This window comes from Vibrio sp. 2130-1, assembly GCF_033339515.1.
In genome coordinates, this window is sequence record NZ_JAWOUT010000001.1 from 351,684 (window position 1) to 368,057 (window position 16,374).

The 16,374-nt window shown below is 44.4% G+C and carries 11 protein-coding genes and 4 tRNA genes; 12 read left to right on the forward strand and 3 right to left on the reverse strand.

Translation table 11 applies throughout. The features are described from left to right. Positions 1-348: 348 nt before the first annotated feature. Positions 349-1,287 (forward strand): 23S rRNA pseudouridine(2605) synthase RluB, encoded by a 939-nt coding sequence (rluB, locus tag R7Q09_RS01660; RefSeq protein WP_054701249.1) that lies wholly within the window; start codon positions 349-351, stop codon positions 1,285-1,287. A 187-nt stretch (positions 1,288-1,474) separates the two neighbouring features. Here rluB and R7Q09_RS01665 read toward each other — a convergent pair whose 3' ends face one another. Together R7Q09_RS01665 and yeiP are read right to left on the reverse strand one after the other, a co-directional pair. After that, positions 1,475-1,795, reverse strand: coding sequence for an HI1450 family dsDNA-mimic protein (locus R7Q09_RS01665; RefSeq protein ID WP_005376800.1), 321 nt, complete (start codon positions 1,793-1,795; stop codon positions 1,475-1,477). A gap of 2 nt (positions 1,796-1,797) precedes the next feature. Next, positions 1,798-2,364, reverse strand: a complete 567-nt coding sequence (gene yeiP, locus R7Q09_RS01670; protein WP_005376801.1) for an elongation factor P-like protein YeiP — start codon at positions 2,362-2,364, stop codon at positions 1,798-1,800. Between the two features lie 194 nt (positions 2,365-2,558). Between yeiP and R7Q09_RS01675 the strand changes: the two genes are divergently transcribed. Beyond that, positions 2,559-3,326: a nucleotidyltransferase domain-containing protein gene (locus tag R7Q09_RS01675; RefSeq protein WP_318070835.1), complete on the forward strand. Its 768-nt coding sequence runs from the start codon at positions 2,559-2,561 to the stop codon at positions 3,324-3,326. On the opposite strand, the gene R7Q09_RS01680 is transcribed toward R7Q09_RS01675, so the two are convergent. Further along, positions 3,323-5,686, reverse strand: coding sequence for a DNA polymerase II (locus tag R7Q09_RS01680; protein ID WP_318070836.1), 2,364 nt, complete (start codon positions 5,684-5,686; stop codon positions 3,323-3,325). The genes R7Q09_RS01675 and R7Q09_RS01680 overlap by 4 nt on opposite strands. Before the next feature lie 427 nt (positions 5,687-6,113). Between R7Q09_RS01680 and uvrY the strand changes: the two genes are divergently transcribed. From uvrY to nspC, 10 genes are all read left to right on the forward strand, one after another. Continuing rightward, complete coding sequence (gene uvrY, locus R7Q09_RS01685) at positions 6,114-6,758, forward strand: UvrY/SirA/GacA family response regulator transcription factor (RefSeq protein WP_005386783.1); 645 nt, start codon at positions 6,114-6,116, stop codon at positions 6,756-6,758. Position 6,759: 1 nt separating this feature from the next. After that, complete coding sequence (gene uvrC, locus R7Q09_RS01690; RefSeq protein WP_213897772.1) at positions 6,760-8,592, forward strand: excinuclease ABC subunit UvrC; 1,833 nt, start codon at positions 6,760-6,762, stop codon at positions 8,590-8,592. 46 nt (positions 8,593-8,638) lie between these two features. After that, positions 8,639-9,196 carry a CDP-diacylglycerol--glycerol-3-phosphate 3-phosphatidyltransferase gene (gene pgsA, locus R7Q09_RS01695; protein ID WP_005394805.1) on the forward strand — a complete coding sequence of 186 codons (558 nt, stop codon included), beginning with the start codon at positions 8,639-8,641 and terminating at the stop codon, positions 9,194-9,196. A gap of 463 nt (positions 9,197-9,659) precedes the next feature. Beyond that, a tRNA-Cys gene (locus R7Q09_RS01700) sits at positions 9,660-9,733 on the forward strand. A 36-nt stretch (positions 9,734-9,769) separates the two neighbouring features. After that, positions 9,770-9,845, forward strand: a tRNA-Gly gene (locus tag R7Q09_RS01705). Between the two features lie 77 nt (positions 9,846-9,922). Further along, positions 9,923-10,009: transfer RNA gene (locus tag R7Q09_RS01710), tRNA-Leu, on the forward strand. Between the two features lie 13 nt (positions 10,010-10,022). Then, a tRNA-Gly gene (locus R7Q09_RS01715) sits at positions 10,023-10,098 on the forward strand. 897 nt (positions 10,099-10,995) lie between these two features. After that, positions 10,996-13,872 carry a pyridoxal phosphate-dependent class III aminotransferase gene (locus tag R7Q09_RS01720; RefSeq protein ID WP_213897773.1) on the forward strand — a complete coding sequence of 959 codons (2,877 nt, stop codon included), beginning with the start codon at positions 10,996-10,998 and terminating at the stop codon, positions 13,870-13,872. 18 nt (positions 13,873-13,890) lie between these two features. After that, positions 13,891-15,135: a carboxynorspermidine synthase gene (locus R7Q09_RS01725; RefSeq protein WP_012841628.1), complete on the forward strand. Its 1,245-nt coding sequence runs from the start codon at positions 13,891-13,893 to the stop codon at positions 15,133-15,135. 103 nt (positions 15,136-15,238) lie between these two features. Beyond that, positions 15,239-16,372, forward strand: coding sequence for a carboxynorspermidine decarboxylase (gene nspC, locus R7Q09_RS01730; RefSeq protein WP_213871696.1), 1,134 nt, complete (start codon positions 15,239-15,241; stop codon positions 16,370-16,372). Positions 16,373-16,374: the final 2 nt, after the last annotated feature.

The window sequence follows — 16,374 nt, forward strand, 5'->3', positions numbered from 1 at the left end:
GTTGCTTTCTAGCAATACGAACAGTAAACACATCCCAAGTGGTTATTGTTGTAACCCTGACAATTTTATCAGGTACCGCGTGGTTAAAGTGGTTCAGGAAGACCGATATTAGTGGGATTCTCGTTGAGCAATGCCTGCATTAAGTAGTAAAAAAGTTGCAGAATAGGACAAATATTTCGGTCATTTTTGATGTGAATTTTGGTGTGGAGAATGGCGCCGATTTAGCTTACATTAACTAAGAAAGTTACGTATAATGTCCGACCGAAAAATCCCACTGAAATGGGTAAATAGCAAAATGCAGACCAATCCTGGTCTAGACGTCTGTGAAGACGACACATAGGTAGATAAATGAGCGAAAAGTTACAAAAAGTATTAGCACGTGCTGGTCACGGTTCTCGTCGTGAGATTGAATCGTTAATTAAATCTGGTCGCGTTAGCGTGAACGGTGTAGTCGCTAAGCTTGGTGAAAGACTTGAAGACGAGAGCAGCGTAGTTCGTATCGATGGTCACATTGTCTCTGCAAAGATTCAAGAAGAAGTGATTTGTCGTGTACTTGCGTACTACAAACCTGAGGGTGAACTGTGTACTCGTCACGATCCAGAAGGTCGTCGTACTGTTTTTGATCGTCTGCCAAAAATTCGTGGCTCTCGTTGGATTTCAGTTGGTCGTCTGGATGCGAACACTTCTGGTCTTCTACTTTTCACAACGGATGGTGAACTGGCGAACCGCTTAATGCACCCAAGCCGCCAAGTTGAACGTGAATACCTAGTACGCGTGTTCGGTGAAGTAACTGAACAGAAAGTTCGTAATCTAGTCAAAGGTGTTGAACTGGAAGACGGTTTAGCTCGCTTTGAAGATGTTGTTTACGCGGGTGGTGAAGGCATGAACCACACGTTTTACGTTGTTATCAACGAAGGTCGTAACCGCGAAGTTCGTCGACTATGGGAATCGCAAGAGTGTACCGTTAGCCGTCTGAAACGTGTTCGTTACGGCGACATCTTCTTAGACAAGAAACTGCCTCGTGGAGGTTGGATGGAGCTTGACCTGAAAGAAGTAAACTATTTGCGTGAGCTTGTAGAGCTTCGTCCAGAGAAAGAAACCATGCTTGATCTGAACAAAGACAACACGTCACGCAAACGTGAGCGTGCACGCAGCCAAAAAATTCGTCGCGCAGTTAAGCGCCATGAAGAGCGTGTTAACACGCCAAAAGGCCGCAGCAACAACCCTTCTCGTCGTAAGCCGAAGAAGGCTGCTGGTGACCAAGGCGCACGTAACAAGCATCGTTAATCGATAGCAAAACATCAGAAAGGCTTGCCAATTCGGCAAGCCTTTTTCTTATCTGTTACATAACAAAAGGATCTAAAGCCGATATAGAGCAGGGTGCTTTGGATAAACAAATATCTCAGCTAAACAAAAACAACAGATAAAAAAATACCAGCACTAGGCTGGTATTTTTGTTCATGATGAAGAAACGTTAATCGCGTTTCCAAAGCATATGGCAGAACTTATGTTCAGGGTCTCGGCTGATTAGCATACGAGCAAATACGTCATCAAGAACGTCATTTTCCTCATTTACTAGGCCGATACGAACCTCTGCATATACTTCTTTGTCGATCTCGAAGCCAACATGTTCAACCCAGTCATCACCGGTTTCAACAAGTTCTGCGGCACCACGATCTTCAAATTGCGCAGTAAACAGAATCACGTCAGCAGGCTCTAGGTTATCCGGAGCCATCTCAAGGAAAATGTCGTACGCTGCGTCGATGACGTCGTCGTAAGAAATCAAATCAGACATGCTTATGCTCGGCTCATGTATTTACGTTCAGCTGTGTTAATGATAACACGGTCACCAGTTGCAATGTACTCAGGAACCTGGATGACAAGACCTGAAGCGAAGCGTGCTGGTTTAGTACGAGCAGATGCAGAAGCACCTTTGATTGAAGGGTCAGTTTCTTCAATCACTAGCTCAACAGAAGATGGTAGTTCAATACCCACTGCAGCACCGTTAACAAGGATAATGTGGATACCTTGTGTATCTTCGTTGATGAACAGCATGTCGTCTTCAACTTCATTGTGCTTGAATGTGTATTGTGAGTAGTCTTCGTTATCCATGAAGATGTGCTCATCGCCGTCAGCGTATGAGTACACAACTGCACGTTTGTTCATTTCTACCGTTTCAACAACGTCATCAGACTTGTAACGCTCATCTACACGTGCGCCCGTGTTTAGATCTGTACAACGCATTTTGTAGATTTTAGCGCCGCCACGACCGCCAGGAGTCGTTACTTCGATGTCTTTAACTAGAAGAGTTTTACCATTAGACTCGATTGCGAAGCCTTTTTTGATTTCACTTGCCTTTGGCATTGTATATTCCTATTCATACTTATTAAGCAAAACTCGGTGATTATAGCGCTAAGTTAGCCGCCTAGCATTAAAATTCATTGCAGAAATTTGTTGTTACTCCCATGACTAAACACCTGAATGGACTTGATTCAGTGAGTCGGCTAAGAGAACATATAGTCCAACTTCTTGAACCATCTGAGAACACGTTTTAAGTCATGTCTCTGCCTGTTATCGATCCTAAACAACCATTTCAACCAGAGTTTGCGCCTTTAATTAGGGAAGTCACCGCTTGTCTCAAAGGTGGACTGGGGCAAAACTTACACAGCGTTTATGTATACGGTAGTGTTGCTCGCAAAACAGCGATCGTTGGGAAGTCGAACTTAGACTTGGTTGTCGTTACTCAATCATCCTTTGAGCACAATCGCGCGACTTTGCTCAACACAATTAAGTGGCGTGCGCAGCAGAGTTACCCTCACGTTAATGGTGTATCGGTCCGTACAGCCTTAGTGAGCGAAGTGGCTAATTTAGATAGTATTTTTACTTGGGGCTTTATGCTTAAGCATTGCTGTGTCTGTGTTTATGGTGATGATCTAGCAGACTGCTTCGGTGATTACGTCCCAAGTTGGGAAATTGCTAAGCACTGGAATATGGATGTGGAAGATTGGATTACGGTGTATCGCAAAAAAATCGTACAAGCGAAGACGATAGAAGAGCAGGTGCCCGCCCAGCGCGTGATTGCAAAAAAGTTACTAAGAGCGTCATACTCTTTGGTGATGTATCGAGATAAACGTTGGTTTGATGACCCTATACAATGTGGCAAGGTATTCTTAACTTATCATCCTGAAAAGCAGCTTGAGATCGAGCGGCTAGAAATTTTACTTTCTGGCCGGGGTATTCCCAAGCGTTCTGTTATCGGGCTAATTGATGCGTTTGGTGATTGGTTAGTCAAACAGTACCAGAAAACAGAGTTTCGTATCGGCTAAAACAACCCCATTTGTGGCGCTGAAAGCCTGTCAAAGTCCGTCCCAATGAAAGGGAGAATCGCATCCGCAACGGGTTTGAGTTGTTTATCAATGTAATGTTGATAATCAATCGGGCTATTGAGGTACTCATAAGGTTCAGGGCCGTTCACGGTAATAATGTATTCAATTCGCCCTTTGTTTTGATACTGTAATGGGCGGCCAAGCTTGGCATTTATCTCATCGGCTAAACGAGCTGCACGCACTTGTGGCGGGACGTTCTTCTGATACTCATGCAGTTTTCTTCGCAGTCGCTTTTGATACACCAACTGTTCATCAAATTCACCGTTGTTAGTTTTCTCAACCATCTCTCGGACATAGTCGCTTGGATCTTCACCATGGAAAATCATGCTATAGAGTGTATTTTGAAATTTCTGTGCTAACGAGGTCCAGTCAGTACGGGCACTTTCTAACCCTTTAAATACAATCCGTTCTTGCTCTCCTTCACCGATTAAACCCGCATAGCGCTTTTTCGAGCCAGTTTCTGCGCCACGAATCGTTGGCATAAGGAATCTGCGATAATGGGTTTCATACTCGATTTCCAACATAGATGTTAGGTTGTACTCAGAACGCAGGTGTTCTTGCCACCAAGAGTTGATGTAATCAACTAATTGATTTCCAACAGCGTCAGCCTCTACTTGACTGTATGGTCGATTCAACGACACGAATGTGGAATCCGTATCGCCGTAAATCACTTGATATCCTTGCTCCTCAATCAGCACCTTAGTTTGCTTCATGATTTCATGTCCGCGCATGGTAATACTAGAAGCTAACCGAGTATCAAAGAAACGACATCCCGATGAGCCCAGTACGCCATAAAAGGAGTTCATGATGATTTTGATTGCCTGAGAAAAAGCTTTTTCATTGTTCTTCTTTGCCACATCACGTGCTGCCCAAAGCTTTTCAATCATTTCTGGTAAAAAGTGTTTCGTACGATGGAACTGCCCACCGCGAAAGCCAGGTACAGCCTGATTTTCTTCTTTTCCAATATCGAGCAATAACCCCTCAACTAAACCCATAGGATCAATCAAGAAAGAGCGAATAATCGATGGATATAGACTCTTAAAATCCAATACTAAAACAGAATCATATAGGTTAGGGATGGAGTCCATCACGTAACCGCCGGGGCTGGCAATCCAATTTTCAGGGTGTAGGTTCGGAGCAACGTAGCCAGCTCGGTGTATCTGAGGCATGTATAGGTTTGTGAATGCTGCAACCGAACCGCCGACACGATCCAGTTCGACACCAGTGAGACGAGAGCGCTCTATTGCAAAGTCGAGCAGGTGAGTGTGATTGAAAATCTTATTCACTAACATGCAGTCTTGTAAATTATATTTAGCCAGCGATGGTTTGTCGGAGCGGTACATACGATTGATCTCATCCATGCGGTCATGAACGTTGTGGGTTTCTTTCCCTTCCCCTAAGAGTTCTTGAGATACAGACTCTAATGACCAAGACCGAAAGTGATAAGTCGCCGTTTTTAACGTATCGATACCGTCCATTACAACTCGCCCTGGAATGGAGATAAACCCTTGTTGGCTTTGAGATGAACTTCTGAAAAAGCTGGCTTGGTCTGCTCTACCAAGCATTAGCTTCATGTTGTGCCATTCTGCTCGTTTGTGTAGCAGACGAAAGTCAAAATCAATGACGTTCCAACCGACAATGACATCGGGGTCGAATTGTTTAAACCAAACGATGAGTGCTTCTAGAAGCGCTTTTTCATCCTTAACCCATTGTATCGGTGTCTCCGAAGGTTCTGGTTCTCCGATCATGATAACGCGGGAATCCATGACGCTGTCTAATCCGATTGAGTAAAGAATGCCTTTCTCAGAGCATTCTAGATCTAGCGAGACAACGTTTAACTTCGGCTCATATTGCCCCGCACGGCATTTTGCGCTCTGGACGCGTTGGTAGCCATTGGTGCGAGTCACATTGCCTGTAAACTCGATACTGCCTTTGATAAAACGCTCCATTAGGTAGCGATCGGCGAGGCGAATATCACTTTCATACGTAGTGATATCTTTTTGAGCGAATGTGTCTTTGAGTGCGAGAGCGTCTTTGGTTACATTGGTATAGCAGGCAGCAAGAGGCGTATGTTCAAACGTTTTGAGATCCAAAAGGCGGATGTCGACGAATATGTTTTTTTCTCGTGCGAGTGTCTTTGCTTGCTCTGAGTGTTTCTGAGCGATGAAAAAGACTGGCTTCTCACCATTAATAAGTAACTGAGTAGGACCTGCTTCTGTCGAAAGCCACAGCTCGATTTGAGTTTGACCTTTGATGTCTCGTGCCTGTCGAGTTAGCAGGAAGCCTTGTTGAATATTCAAATGTGAGAAACCTTAGAAAACTTGAAGAACGTTAGTCTAACACTAAGAACTGTGAAAATAACCAGTAAAGAAAGCGTCTCAAATTTTTGCTGGAATTAGTGATTACAAGTTAGTCTTTGGTGCAAGAGGGACAGTGTCATTTTAAGTTATAGCGTGTTTCTCTGGGCAATATGAAACCTAGTTACTTGATTTATTGTACTTAATGTTGTTAATTGTCTTTTCTTAGATTTCGGTTCTGCTCATCACGCTCTAAAATAATAGAGTGGTTTATGAATAAGTTCTTGCTAAAGTTTGCGTTTCAGCACATATTCATAGAAAGCAATTTTTTGTCGATTACGTTAGTATATAGGCAGTCATACTGATATCCACATTTAACAAATAATGGTTATGTGGGTGCAGAACCAATACAAAGTGTGGAGATACAAGTTTGATAAATGTTTTCCTTGTAGATGATCACGAGCTGGTTCGCACAGGGATACGACGTATTATTGAAGACGTCCGTGGAATGAACGTAGCAGGAGAAGCTGACAGCGGTGAAGATGCAGTAAAATGGTGTCGCAGTAATCATGCTGACGTCGTTTTAATGGACATGAACATGCCAGGAATTGGCGGCTTGGAAGCCACTAAAAAAATTCTTCGCGTGAATCCTGATGTGAAAATCATCGTACTTACCGTTCATACAGAAAACCCGTTTCCAACCAAGGTGATGCAGGCAGGTGCGTCTGGTTATTTAACCAAAGGTGCTGGCCCTGACGAAATGGTGAATGCGATTCGTGTAGTTAATAGTGGGCAGCGTTACATCTCGCCAGAGATTGCGCAGCAGATGGCATTGAGTCAATTTTCTCCAGCCTCTGAGAACCCTTTTAAAGACTTATCCGAGCGTGAATTGCAGATCATGCTTATGATCACCAAAGGCCAAAAGGTAACGGATATTTCTGAGCAACTTAATTTAAGTCCAAAGACAGTCAACAGCTATCGCTACCGACTCTTTAGTAAATTGGACATTAATGGTGACGTTGAGTTAACTCACTTAGCGATTCGCCACGGAATGCTGGACACCGAGACCCTTTAGCGTGAATCCTCCCTTCGATTCGGCTTCCTTTCTCAAGACAGTAACTAATCAGCCCGGCGTTTACAGAATGTACAACGCCGAAGCTGTTGTAATCTACGTAGGTAAAGCCAAAGACCTTAAAAAGCGCCTTTCAAGCTACTTTCGGAAAAAAGTAGACAGTGAGAAAACTCGCGCGCTTGTCAGTAATATCGCCAAAATAGACGTCACGGTGACTCACACTGAGACAGAAGCGCTGATCTTAGAGCATAACTACATCAAGCAGTATTTGCCGAAATACAATGTGTTGCTGCGAGATGATAAGTCTTACCCTTATATCTTTATTAGCGGTCATAAGCACCCACGGCTTTCTATCCACCGTGGCGCCAAGAAGCGCAAAGGTGAATATTTTGGCCCCTACCCAGATTCTGGTTCAGTAAGAGAAACATTGCATTTGCTGCAAAAGATATTTCCTGTGCGCCAGTGTGAAGACACTGTCTATTCCAACCGAACGCGCCCATGCTTGATGTACCAAATTGGTCGTTGTGCAGGGCCATGCGTTGATACCATCATTTCTGATGAAGAATATGCAGAGTTGGTTGGCTTTGTGCGCATGTTTTTGCAAGGCAAAGACCAGCAAGTACTCAAACAGTTGATTGAGAAAATGGAAGTTGCCAGTCAGCAATTGCGCTTTGAAGATGCCGCTAAATTTCGCGATCAAATCCAAGCGATTAGGCGTGTTCAAGAGCAGCAGTACGTCTCAGAAGACAGCATGGATGATATGGATGTACTCGGGTTTGCTCAGGAGAATGGTATCGCGTGTATCCATATCCTGATGATACGCCAAGGCAAAGTGCTTGGTAGCCGTAGCCATTTTCCGAAAATCCCACAAAATACAAGCCAGCAGGAAGTGTTCGATAGTTTTCTGACTCAATACTATTTGAGCCATAACGAAGCACGTACAATTCCTTCTCGTATTATTTTGAATCAAGAGTTGGCAGAAGATATTGCGCCAATACAGAAAGCGTTAAGTGAAGTGGCAGGCCGTAAGGTTCATTTTCATACGTCGCCAACTGGCTCTCGAGCAAGGTATCTCAAGCTTTCGAACACGAATGCACTAACGGCGATTACCACCAAAATCAATCACAAGATGACGATTAATCAGCGTTTTCATGCGCTTCGCGAAACATTGAAGTTGGAGTCTATAGCTCGAATGGAATGTTTTGATATCTCCCATACGATGGGGGAAAGCACGATTGCGTCATGTGTTGTGTTCAACAACGAAGGCCCCGTAAAGCAAGAGTATCGTCGCTACAACATTACTGGGATTACCGGTGGTGATGATTACGCAGCAATGGGACAAGCGTTGGAGCGCCGTTATTCGAAGCAATTGGACGTAGAGAAAATTCCCGACATCATCTTTATCGATGGCGGTAAAGGTCAGTTAAATCGTGCGCATGACATCATTTCGCAGTACTGGGGGGATTGGCCAAAGCGTCCTATCATGATTGGTATTGCAAAAGGCGTTACTCGCAAACCAGGTTTAGAAACGCTGATTACAGTCGATGGGGACGAGTTTCATTTACCAAGCGATGCTCCTGCGCTGCATCTTATTCAACATATTCGTGATGAAAGCCATAACCATGCTATAGCGGGGCACCGTGCTAAGCGAGGTAAAACCAGACGTACGAGTGCACTCGAAGGGATTGAGGGAATCGGCCCTAAACGACGTCAGGCGTTGCTCAAGTACATGGGTGGGTTACAAGAACTTAAACGTGCAAGTGTCGAAGAAATCGCCAAAGTACCGGGAATAAGTCACTCTTTAGCAGAAATTATTTTCCAAGCATTGAAACAATAAGGAAAATCGCGCAACATTAAGCCGCAATGTGTAAGAGAATAATAAAATGCGTTTGAATATCCCGAACATTCTGTCTCTTCTTAGACTGTTCCTAATCCCTGTTTTTGTGGTTGTCTTTTATCTACCTTATTCATGGGCACCGTTTGCAGCAGCAATGGTGTTTTGGGTAGCGGGTTTTACTGACTGGCTTGACGGCATGTTGGCCCGTAAACTTGGCCAAACTTCTCGTTTTGGCGCGTTTATTGATCCTGTCGCTGATAAAGTGCTAGTGGCAACGGCATTGATTCTAATCACGGAACATTATCATTCAATTTGGGTGACCATTCCTGCGGTAACGATGATTGCGCGAGAAATCATTATCTCAGCATTGCGAGAATGGATGGCTGAAATCGGTAAGCGAGCAAGTGTTGCGGTATCTTGGGTTGGCAAAGTAAAAACTGTTTCGCAAATGTTCGCCTTATGGGTGTTGATATGGCGTTACGATGAATGGATGGTTTGGCTAGGCTTTGCGGCCTTGTATGTGGCAACTTTCTTGACATATTGGTCAATGATTCAATATTTAGCTGCTGCGAAAGACGATCTGTTGAATGAAGAGCACCATTAAATTCTGATGTTAGAAAGCAGGCTTAATAGCCTGCTTTTTTGTATCTAAGACAATCTACAGCATTTTTTGGCTTCTCTCGCTTTTCAATGCTTGCTAACGGCCATGTTTGCAATTTGTATCTGGGGCTTTTGCTTCGATAGAGTTCCATTTGTGATCTAAGTCTTGTTTTTGTCCTTGGAGAGTCTTAGAGAGGCGAGTCTTCTGATTATTAATACTTCAATGCACGCAACGCACGGCCAGCAGTGTAAGGCGTAGCCAAAGTTTTATGATAAACAAGTGTATTTAAGCGATTTTTAGTATTAAAACTAAGCAATCCATCGTCTTTCGCACAAATTCTAGTCAAACGATTTAAAAAAATAAAAATAGTGTTGACTCGATCGCTCGAATCCGTAGAATGCATCCCGTACCCAAGAGAGCACGGCTCGAAAGGGTGGTGAAAAAGCTTAGCTTTATTCACAAATGAGGCGCCTTGGCAGAGTGGCTATGCAGCGGATTGCAAATCCGTGGACCTCGGTTCGACTCCGGGAGGCGCCTCCATTATTCTTTTGAGAGCGAATGGCTTTCGAGAAAAATGCGACACTAGCTCAGTTGGTAGAGCGCAACCTTGCCAAGGTTGAGGTCACGAGTTCGAACCTCGTGTGTCGCTCCAAGTTTTATTGATATGGCATTAGCGGTATCAGATGGTGTTTTACTTTTCTGTAAAGGCATCACAAAGAATATTTGTGTGCCCTGGTGGTGGAATTGGTAGACACAAGGGATTTAAAATCCCTCGACGTTCGCGTTGTGCCGGTTCAAGTCCGGCCCGGGGCACCATCTCATATTAAATGCGACACTAGCTCAGTTGGTAGAGCGCAACCTTGCCAAGGTTGAGGTCACGAGTTCGAACCTCGTGTGTCGCTCCAGATTTAAGGCCTAACATGAAAATGTTATGCCTTTTTCGTATTTTTTGAAAATCTCAAACTTCTTTTCTGTCACAGACTTCGTTAAGTAACGAACCCTTTGTCTCATTGACTCAAGTGATTGTTCATTCTGCCATTGCAAAGCATCTTAGCCATTCCTACTAGTCTATGTTTAAACCATCACTTGTGGAGAATAACCACTCTTGCTCCAGGCAAAGCTGTGACGAGAATGCTATCTTTTTAAATGTTCCGGATATAGAAAGGAATGTTTTACGATTAAGCAGCACAACCTTAAACCTCTGTTGGATGAGGTGATGATATCTCAAGAATATTTGTTTAAATAACAGCTGTTTGAGAGAAGCAGAAAAGCATAGCTCATGAATATGAACATGCGAGTTACGATGGGGTATGTTTTGTTGTGATTTACATCACTGTTACTAATATGAAAAATCGTTGCCAGAAGATTTTATTTTGTGATAAATTCGCGCGCAATCTCGGAGCGTAATTAACAACGTTTGATCTCTGGGGGATACGCGTAGTGACCATTCAAGCTGATTGTGACACTGCGTAGGGTAGGTATCGGCAAAGCCTTTTGTCGATAGACGGGATACTAATGCTGTAAACGCGGCATATTAATGGGAAACCCAACATTGAAACCTTTGAATAAACACACACTAATCAGCTTCATACTGCCGAAATGTCCTGTTTTACAAAACGGGTGCATTACAGAACCTTGATTAATCCCTTTTACATATAAAGTCGCGAGTATCGTGGCGGATGATCTGTATTTGTCATTTATGCACTGACAAATGCGGAGGGGTATTCACACCTCCTGTAATTTCATTCTAATGATTATTAATACAGGATACAGAATTATTATAATTCAAGGGATTATGTAGTATGAGCACTGCCTTTGAAGTCGATAGTAATATCGCAAACATTTTTTCGTCTCAGGTTCCTATCGTTGAGGGAACGTATGACTTAACGCCAGATCAAGTATTGATTGATCAGGCTGAGCATGAATCTGAAGTACGTTCTTATCCACGTCGTTTGCCGATCGCAATTAAACAAGCCTTTGGGTGCTTGGTTGAAGATACGCGTGGACAGATCTTTCTAGACTGCCTTGCGGGGGCAGGCACTCTAGCTTTGGGGTATAACCATCCTGAAATAAACCAAGCTCTGAAAGAGCAATTAGATTCAGGACTGCCATATCAGACGCTAGATATTGCAACATCAGCAAAAACGACGTTTATTCAATCTGTTAAATCTTTTCTTCCTCAAGAGTTAAGCGAGAACAGCGTTATCCAATTTTGTGGCCCGTCTGGAGCTGATGCGGTTGAAGCTGCTATCAAGCTCGCGAAACAGACTACCGGTCGCAACACTATGTTTGCCTTCCGTGGCGCATACCATGGTATGACTAATGGTACGATGGGGATGATGGGTAACTTAGGCACGAAAGCGCGTCGAACTGGTTTGATGTCGGATGTTCACTTTATGCCTTTCCCATACAACCTGCGTTGTCCTTTTGGGCTTGGCGGTGATGAAGGTGCGAAAGCAAGTATTCGCTATATCGATCGTCTTTTAAACGATGATGAGTCAGGCATTATGAAGCCTGCCGCGATTATCGTGGAGCCAGTGCAAGGTGAGGGTGGTGTTGTTCCTGCGCCAGCATTCTGGCTACGAGAGTTACGTCGTATTTGTGATGAACACGGTATCTTACTGATCTTCGATGAGATCCAGTGTGGTGTTGGTAAAACTGGCTACAATTTCGCGTTCGAAGAGTCGGGCATTGTTCCAGATATTCTGTGTTTATCAAAAGCAATTGGTGGTGGCTTACCAATGTCGCTATTGGTTATCAACAAGCAACATGATACATGGAAGCCGGGCGAGCACACAGGTACATTTCGTGGTAACCAGCTAGCTATGGTCTCTGGTGCGAAAGCATTAGAAATTATCCAGCGTGATAATCTTGTTGAGCATGCCAATATTGCGGGTCAGTACTTGCGCTACGGCCTTGAGAGTATTCAAAAGCGTGTGAACTGTATCGCAGAGGTTCGTGGCAAAGGTTTGATGCTAGGCGTGGAGATTAAAAATCCAGACGGTGAGCTCAATAAATTTGGTGAACCTCAAGCGGATAGTGAACTTACACTTTCTATTCAACGCGCAGCACTCGAGCGTGGCTTGATCGTTGAAAAAGGTGGACGCGAAGGCGCAGTAATTCGTTTCCTTCCTCCTCTTATCATCTCGTTTGAGCAAATCGACTTTGCTTTACGTGTATTTGAAGACGCGATTTTAGCCGCTGGCGGCAGTCACATCGAAACTCAGCCACAAGATGAATGGAAGAAGCATTTCATCCACACTGGAGAGATGGGCAGCAATGAATTTGCTTCGGTGATGAATCACACTACTACGGCAATGAAGTCAGTGTTTGAACAAGTGACTGCACCGTATTCAGGTATGGATCCAAAAGCATTGGAAGCAGCGATTCACGACGTTGATCTTGATAATGGAAATGCGCCTCTTAAAACCGTTATCGACGATGCTGCTGAGCTGGTCGCGAAAAACGCAATTTTTACTCAACATCCAGATTGTATTGCTCACCTGCATACTCCACCTTTGATGCCAGCGATTGCGGCAGAGGCAATGATTGCGGCTTTGAACCAGTCTATGGACTCATGGGATCAAGCTTCATCAGCGACTTATGTTGAACAGAAAGTTGTGAACTGGCTATGTGATAAATATGAGTTAGGTGAAAAAGCGGACGGTATCTTCACGAGCGGCGGCACGCAAAGTAACCAAATGGGCTTGATGTTAGCGCGTGACTGGATTGCTGACAAACTCAGTGCACACTCAATTCAAAAGCTTGGCCTTCCTGAATACGCAGACAAGCTACGTATTGTATGTTCGAAAAAATCCCACTTCACGGTTCAAAAATCAGCGTCTTGGATGGGGTTGGGTGAAAAAGCGGTCATGACTGTCGATGCTAATGCCGATGGAACGATGGATGTCACTAAATTAGACGAAGTTCTCAATCAGGCCAAAGCAGAAGGTTTGATCCCATTTGCCATTGTTGGCACAGCGGGCACAACGGACCACGGTGCTATTGATGACTTAGACTTTATCGCCGATATGGCAGCGAAACATGACATGTGGATGCATGTCGACGGTGCATACGGTGGAGCTCTGATTCTAAGTAGCCAAAAAGCGCGTCTGAAAGGTTGTGAGCGTGCACATTCCATCAGCGTAGACTTCCATAAGCTGTTTTACCAAACCATCAGTTGTGGTGCGCTATTGGTAAATGACAAGTCTAACTTTAAATTCCTGCTTCACCATGCAGACTATTTGAACCGCGAACACGACGAACTACCGAACTTGGTGGATAAGTCTATTGCGACAACTAAGCGTTTTGATGCGCTCAAAGTGTTTATGACGATGCAAAGCGTAGGGCCAAAAGCCCTAGGCGATATGTATGATCATTTGCTTGAACAGACGCTTGAAGTGGCAGACATGATTCGAGATAACAAACACTTTGAGTTGTTGGCTGAACCATCACTGTCTACGGTTCTGTTCCGCGCGACACATGAATCAGCGGATCTTGATGAACTGAACAAAACGTTGCGCTTAGAAGCGTTAACACGCGGTATCGCGGTATTGGGTGAAACCATTGTCGACGATAAAACTGCATTGAAATTTACGATTTTGAACCCGTGTCTGACGACGGCGGACTTTGAATCTTTGCTCTCAAAAATCAATACGCTAGCGGCAGAGCTAGTTTAACAAAGGTAACGGAAAACTATGGCAATTCTACAGATTGGTGCAGGCGGCGTTGGCTGGGTAGTTGCACATAAAGCAGCACAAAACAACGACGTTCTGGGTGATATCACAATCGCATCACGTACCGTAGGTAAGTGTGAGAAAATCATCGAATCGATTCAGAAGAAAAACAATCTGAAAGATTCAACTAAGAAATTAGAAGCGCGAGCGGTAAACGCGGACGACGTAGATTCTTTAGTTGCTTTAATTAAAGAAGTACAACCTGACTTAGTGATCAACGCAGGTCCTCCTTGGGTGAACATGTCTATTATGGAAGCATGTTACCAAGCTAAAGTGTCATACCTTGATACATCTGTTGCGGTTGATTTGTGCTCTGAAGGCCAACAAGTACCTCAAGCTTACGATTGGCAGTGGGGCTACCGTGAGAAGTTTGAAGAAGCGGGCATTACAGGTATTCTTGGTGCTGGTTTCGATCCAGGCGTAGTATCGGTGTTTGCCGCATACGCAGTGAAACATCTGTTCGATGAAATCGATACTATCGACGTAATGGATGTAAACGCAGGCGACCACGGTAAGAAGTTCGCAACTAACTTTGATCCAGAAACGAACATGCTTGAGATTCAAGGCGATTCGTTCTACTGGGAAAACGGCGAGTGGAAACAAGTACCTTGTCACTCACGTATGCTTGAGTTTGAATTCCCGAATTGTGGTTCACACAAAGTGTACTCAATGGCGCACGACGAAGTTCGATCTATGCAAGAGTTCATCCCTGCGAAACGCATCGAATTCTGGATGGGCTTTGGTGACCGTTACCTAAACTACTTCAATGTGATGCGCGACATCGGTCTACTCAGCCCAGATCCACTAACGCTTCATGACGGTACGGTTGTTCAACCTTTGCACGTGCTAAAAGCACTACTACCAGATCCAACATCTCTCGCACCAGGCTACACTGGCCTAACGTGTATCGGTACTTGGGTTCAAGGTAAGAAAGATGGAAAAGAGCGCAGTGTATTTATTTACAACAACGCTGATCACGAAGTCGCATACGAAGATGTTGAACACCAAGCTATCTCATACACCACTGGCGTACCTGCGATCACTGCTGCTTTGCAGTTCTTCCGTGGCAAATGGGCAGACAAAGGCGTGTTCAACATGGAGCAGCTAGATCCTGACCCATTCCTAGAAACCATGCCATCTATTGGTCTAGATTGGCATGTTCAAGAACTGGAGCCAGGACAACCTGTTATCCATAAATTGAAGTAAGAATTTAGCGACTCTTATTTGTACGTTTAAGCCGATGCACTTGCGTCGGCTTTGTTCGATTTTATAGTGTCTTTGCTAAGGCGAAGGGACGTAAGGTATCAAAATGCAACAAAACGAACTAAAAACGCCATACTTCATGATCAATGAAGACAAGCTGATTGAGAATCTAGAGAAAGCAAAACAGCTAAAAGACATCTCTGGTGTGAAGCTTGTATTAGCACTGAAGTGCTTCTCAACATGGGGTGTATTCGACATCATCAAGCCTTACCTAGACGGAACAACAAGTTCTGGCCCGTTTGAAGTGAAGCTTGGCTACGAAACGTTCGGTGGTGAGACACACGCATACAGTGTGGGTTACAGCGAAGATGACGTTCGCGATGTGGCGGACATCTGTGACAAGATGATCTTTAACTCTCAGTCACAGCTAGCGGCTTATCGTCATATTGTCGAAGGTAAAGCATCGATTGGCTTGCGCCTGAACCCTGGTGTGAGCTATGCAGGGCAAGACTTAGCAAACCCAGCGCGTCAATTCTCTCGTCTTGGTGTTCAGGCTGATCACATCAAACCGGAAATTTTTGATGGTATTGATGGCGTAATGTTCCACATGAACTGTGAGAACAAAGACGTGGATGCGTTTATCGGTTTACTCGATGCTATTTCAGCTCAGTTTGGCGAGTACCTAGATAAGCTGGACTGGGTAAGCATGGGTGGCGGCGTGTTCTTCACATGGCCGGGTTATGACATCGAAAAGCTTGGCCTAGCGCTGAAAGCGTTTGCTGAAAAACACGGCGTGCAAATGTACCTAGAACCGGGCGAAGCGATCATTACCAAGACGACTGACCTAGTGGTCACTGTGGTTGATATCGTTGAGAACGTAAAGAAGACGGCGATTGTCGATTCAGCCACAGAAGCTCACCGCTTAGATACGTTGATCTACAATGAGCCAGCGTCAATTCTTGAAGCATCTGAAAATGGTGAACACGAGTATGTGATCGGCTCGTGCTCTTGTTTGGCTGGAGACCAGTTCTGCGTGGCGAACTTCGAACAGCCTCTAGAGATAGGACAGCGTCTGCATATTCTAGATAGTGCCGGTTACACCATGGTGAAACTGAACTGGTTTAACGGTCTACGTATGCCGTCGGTCTACTGTGAACGCTCGAATGGTGACATTCAAAAACTGAATGAATTTGACTACTCTGATTTCAAACGTTCACTGTCTCAGTGGTCAGTGAAATAAAA

Bases quoted from the DNA above. Each gene is read 5' to 3' on its own strand.
- rluB (WP_054701249.1), top strand. From the start codon at position 349: ATGAGCGAAAAGTTACAAAAAGTATTAGCACGTGCTGGTCACGGTTCT.
- R7Q09_RS01665 (WP_005376800.1), bottom strand. From the start codon at position 1,795: ATGTCTGATTTGATTTCTTACGACGACGTCATCGACGCAGCGTACGAC.
- yeiP (WP_005376801.1), bottom strand. From the start codon at position 2,364: ATGCCAAAGGCAAGTGAAATCAAAAAAGGCTTCGCAATCGAGTCTAAT.
- R7Q09_RS01675 (WP_318070835.1), top strand. From the start codon at position 2,559: ATGTCTCTGCCTGTTATCGATCCTAAACAACCATTTCAACCAGAGTTT.
- pgsA (WP_005394805.1), top strand. From the start codon at position 8,639: ATGCGTTTGAATATCCCGAACATTCTGTCTCTTCTTAGACTGTTCCTA.
- R7Q09_RS01720 (WP_213897773.1), top strand. From the start codon at position 10,996: ATGAGCACTGCCTTTGAAGTCGATAGTAATATCGCAAACATTTTTTCG.
- R7Q09_RS01725 (WP_012841628.1), top strand. From the start codon at position 13,891: ATGGCAATTCTACAGATTGGTGCAGGCGGCGTTGGCTGGGTAGTTGCA.
- nspC (WP_213871696.1), top strand. From the start codon at position 15,239: ATGCAACAAAACGAACTAAAAACGCCATACTTCATGATCAATGAAGAC.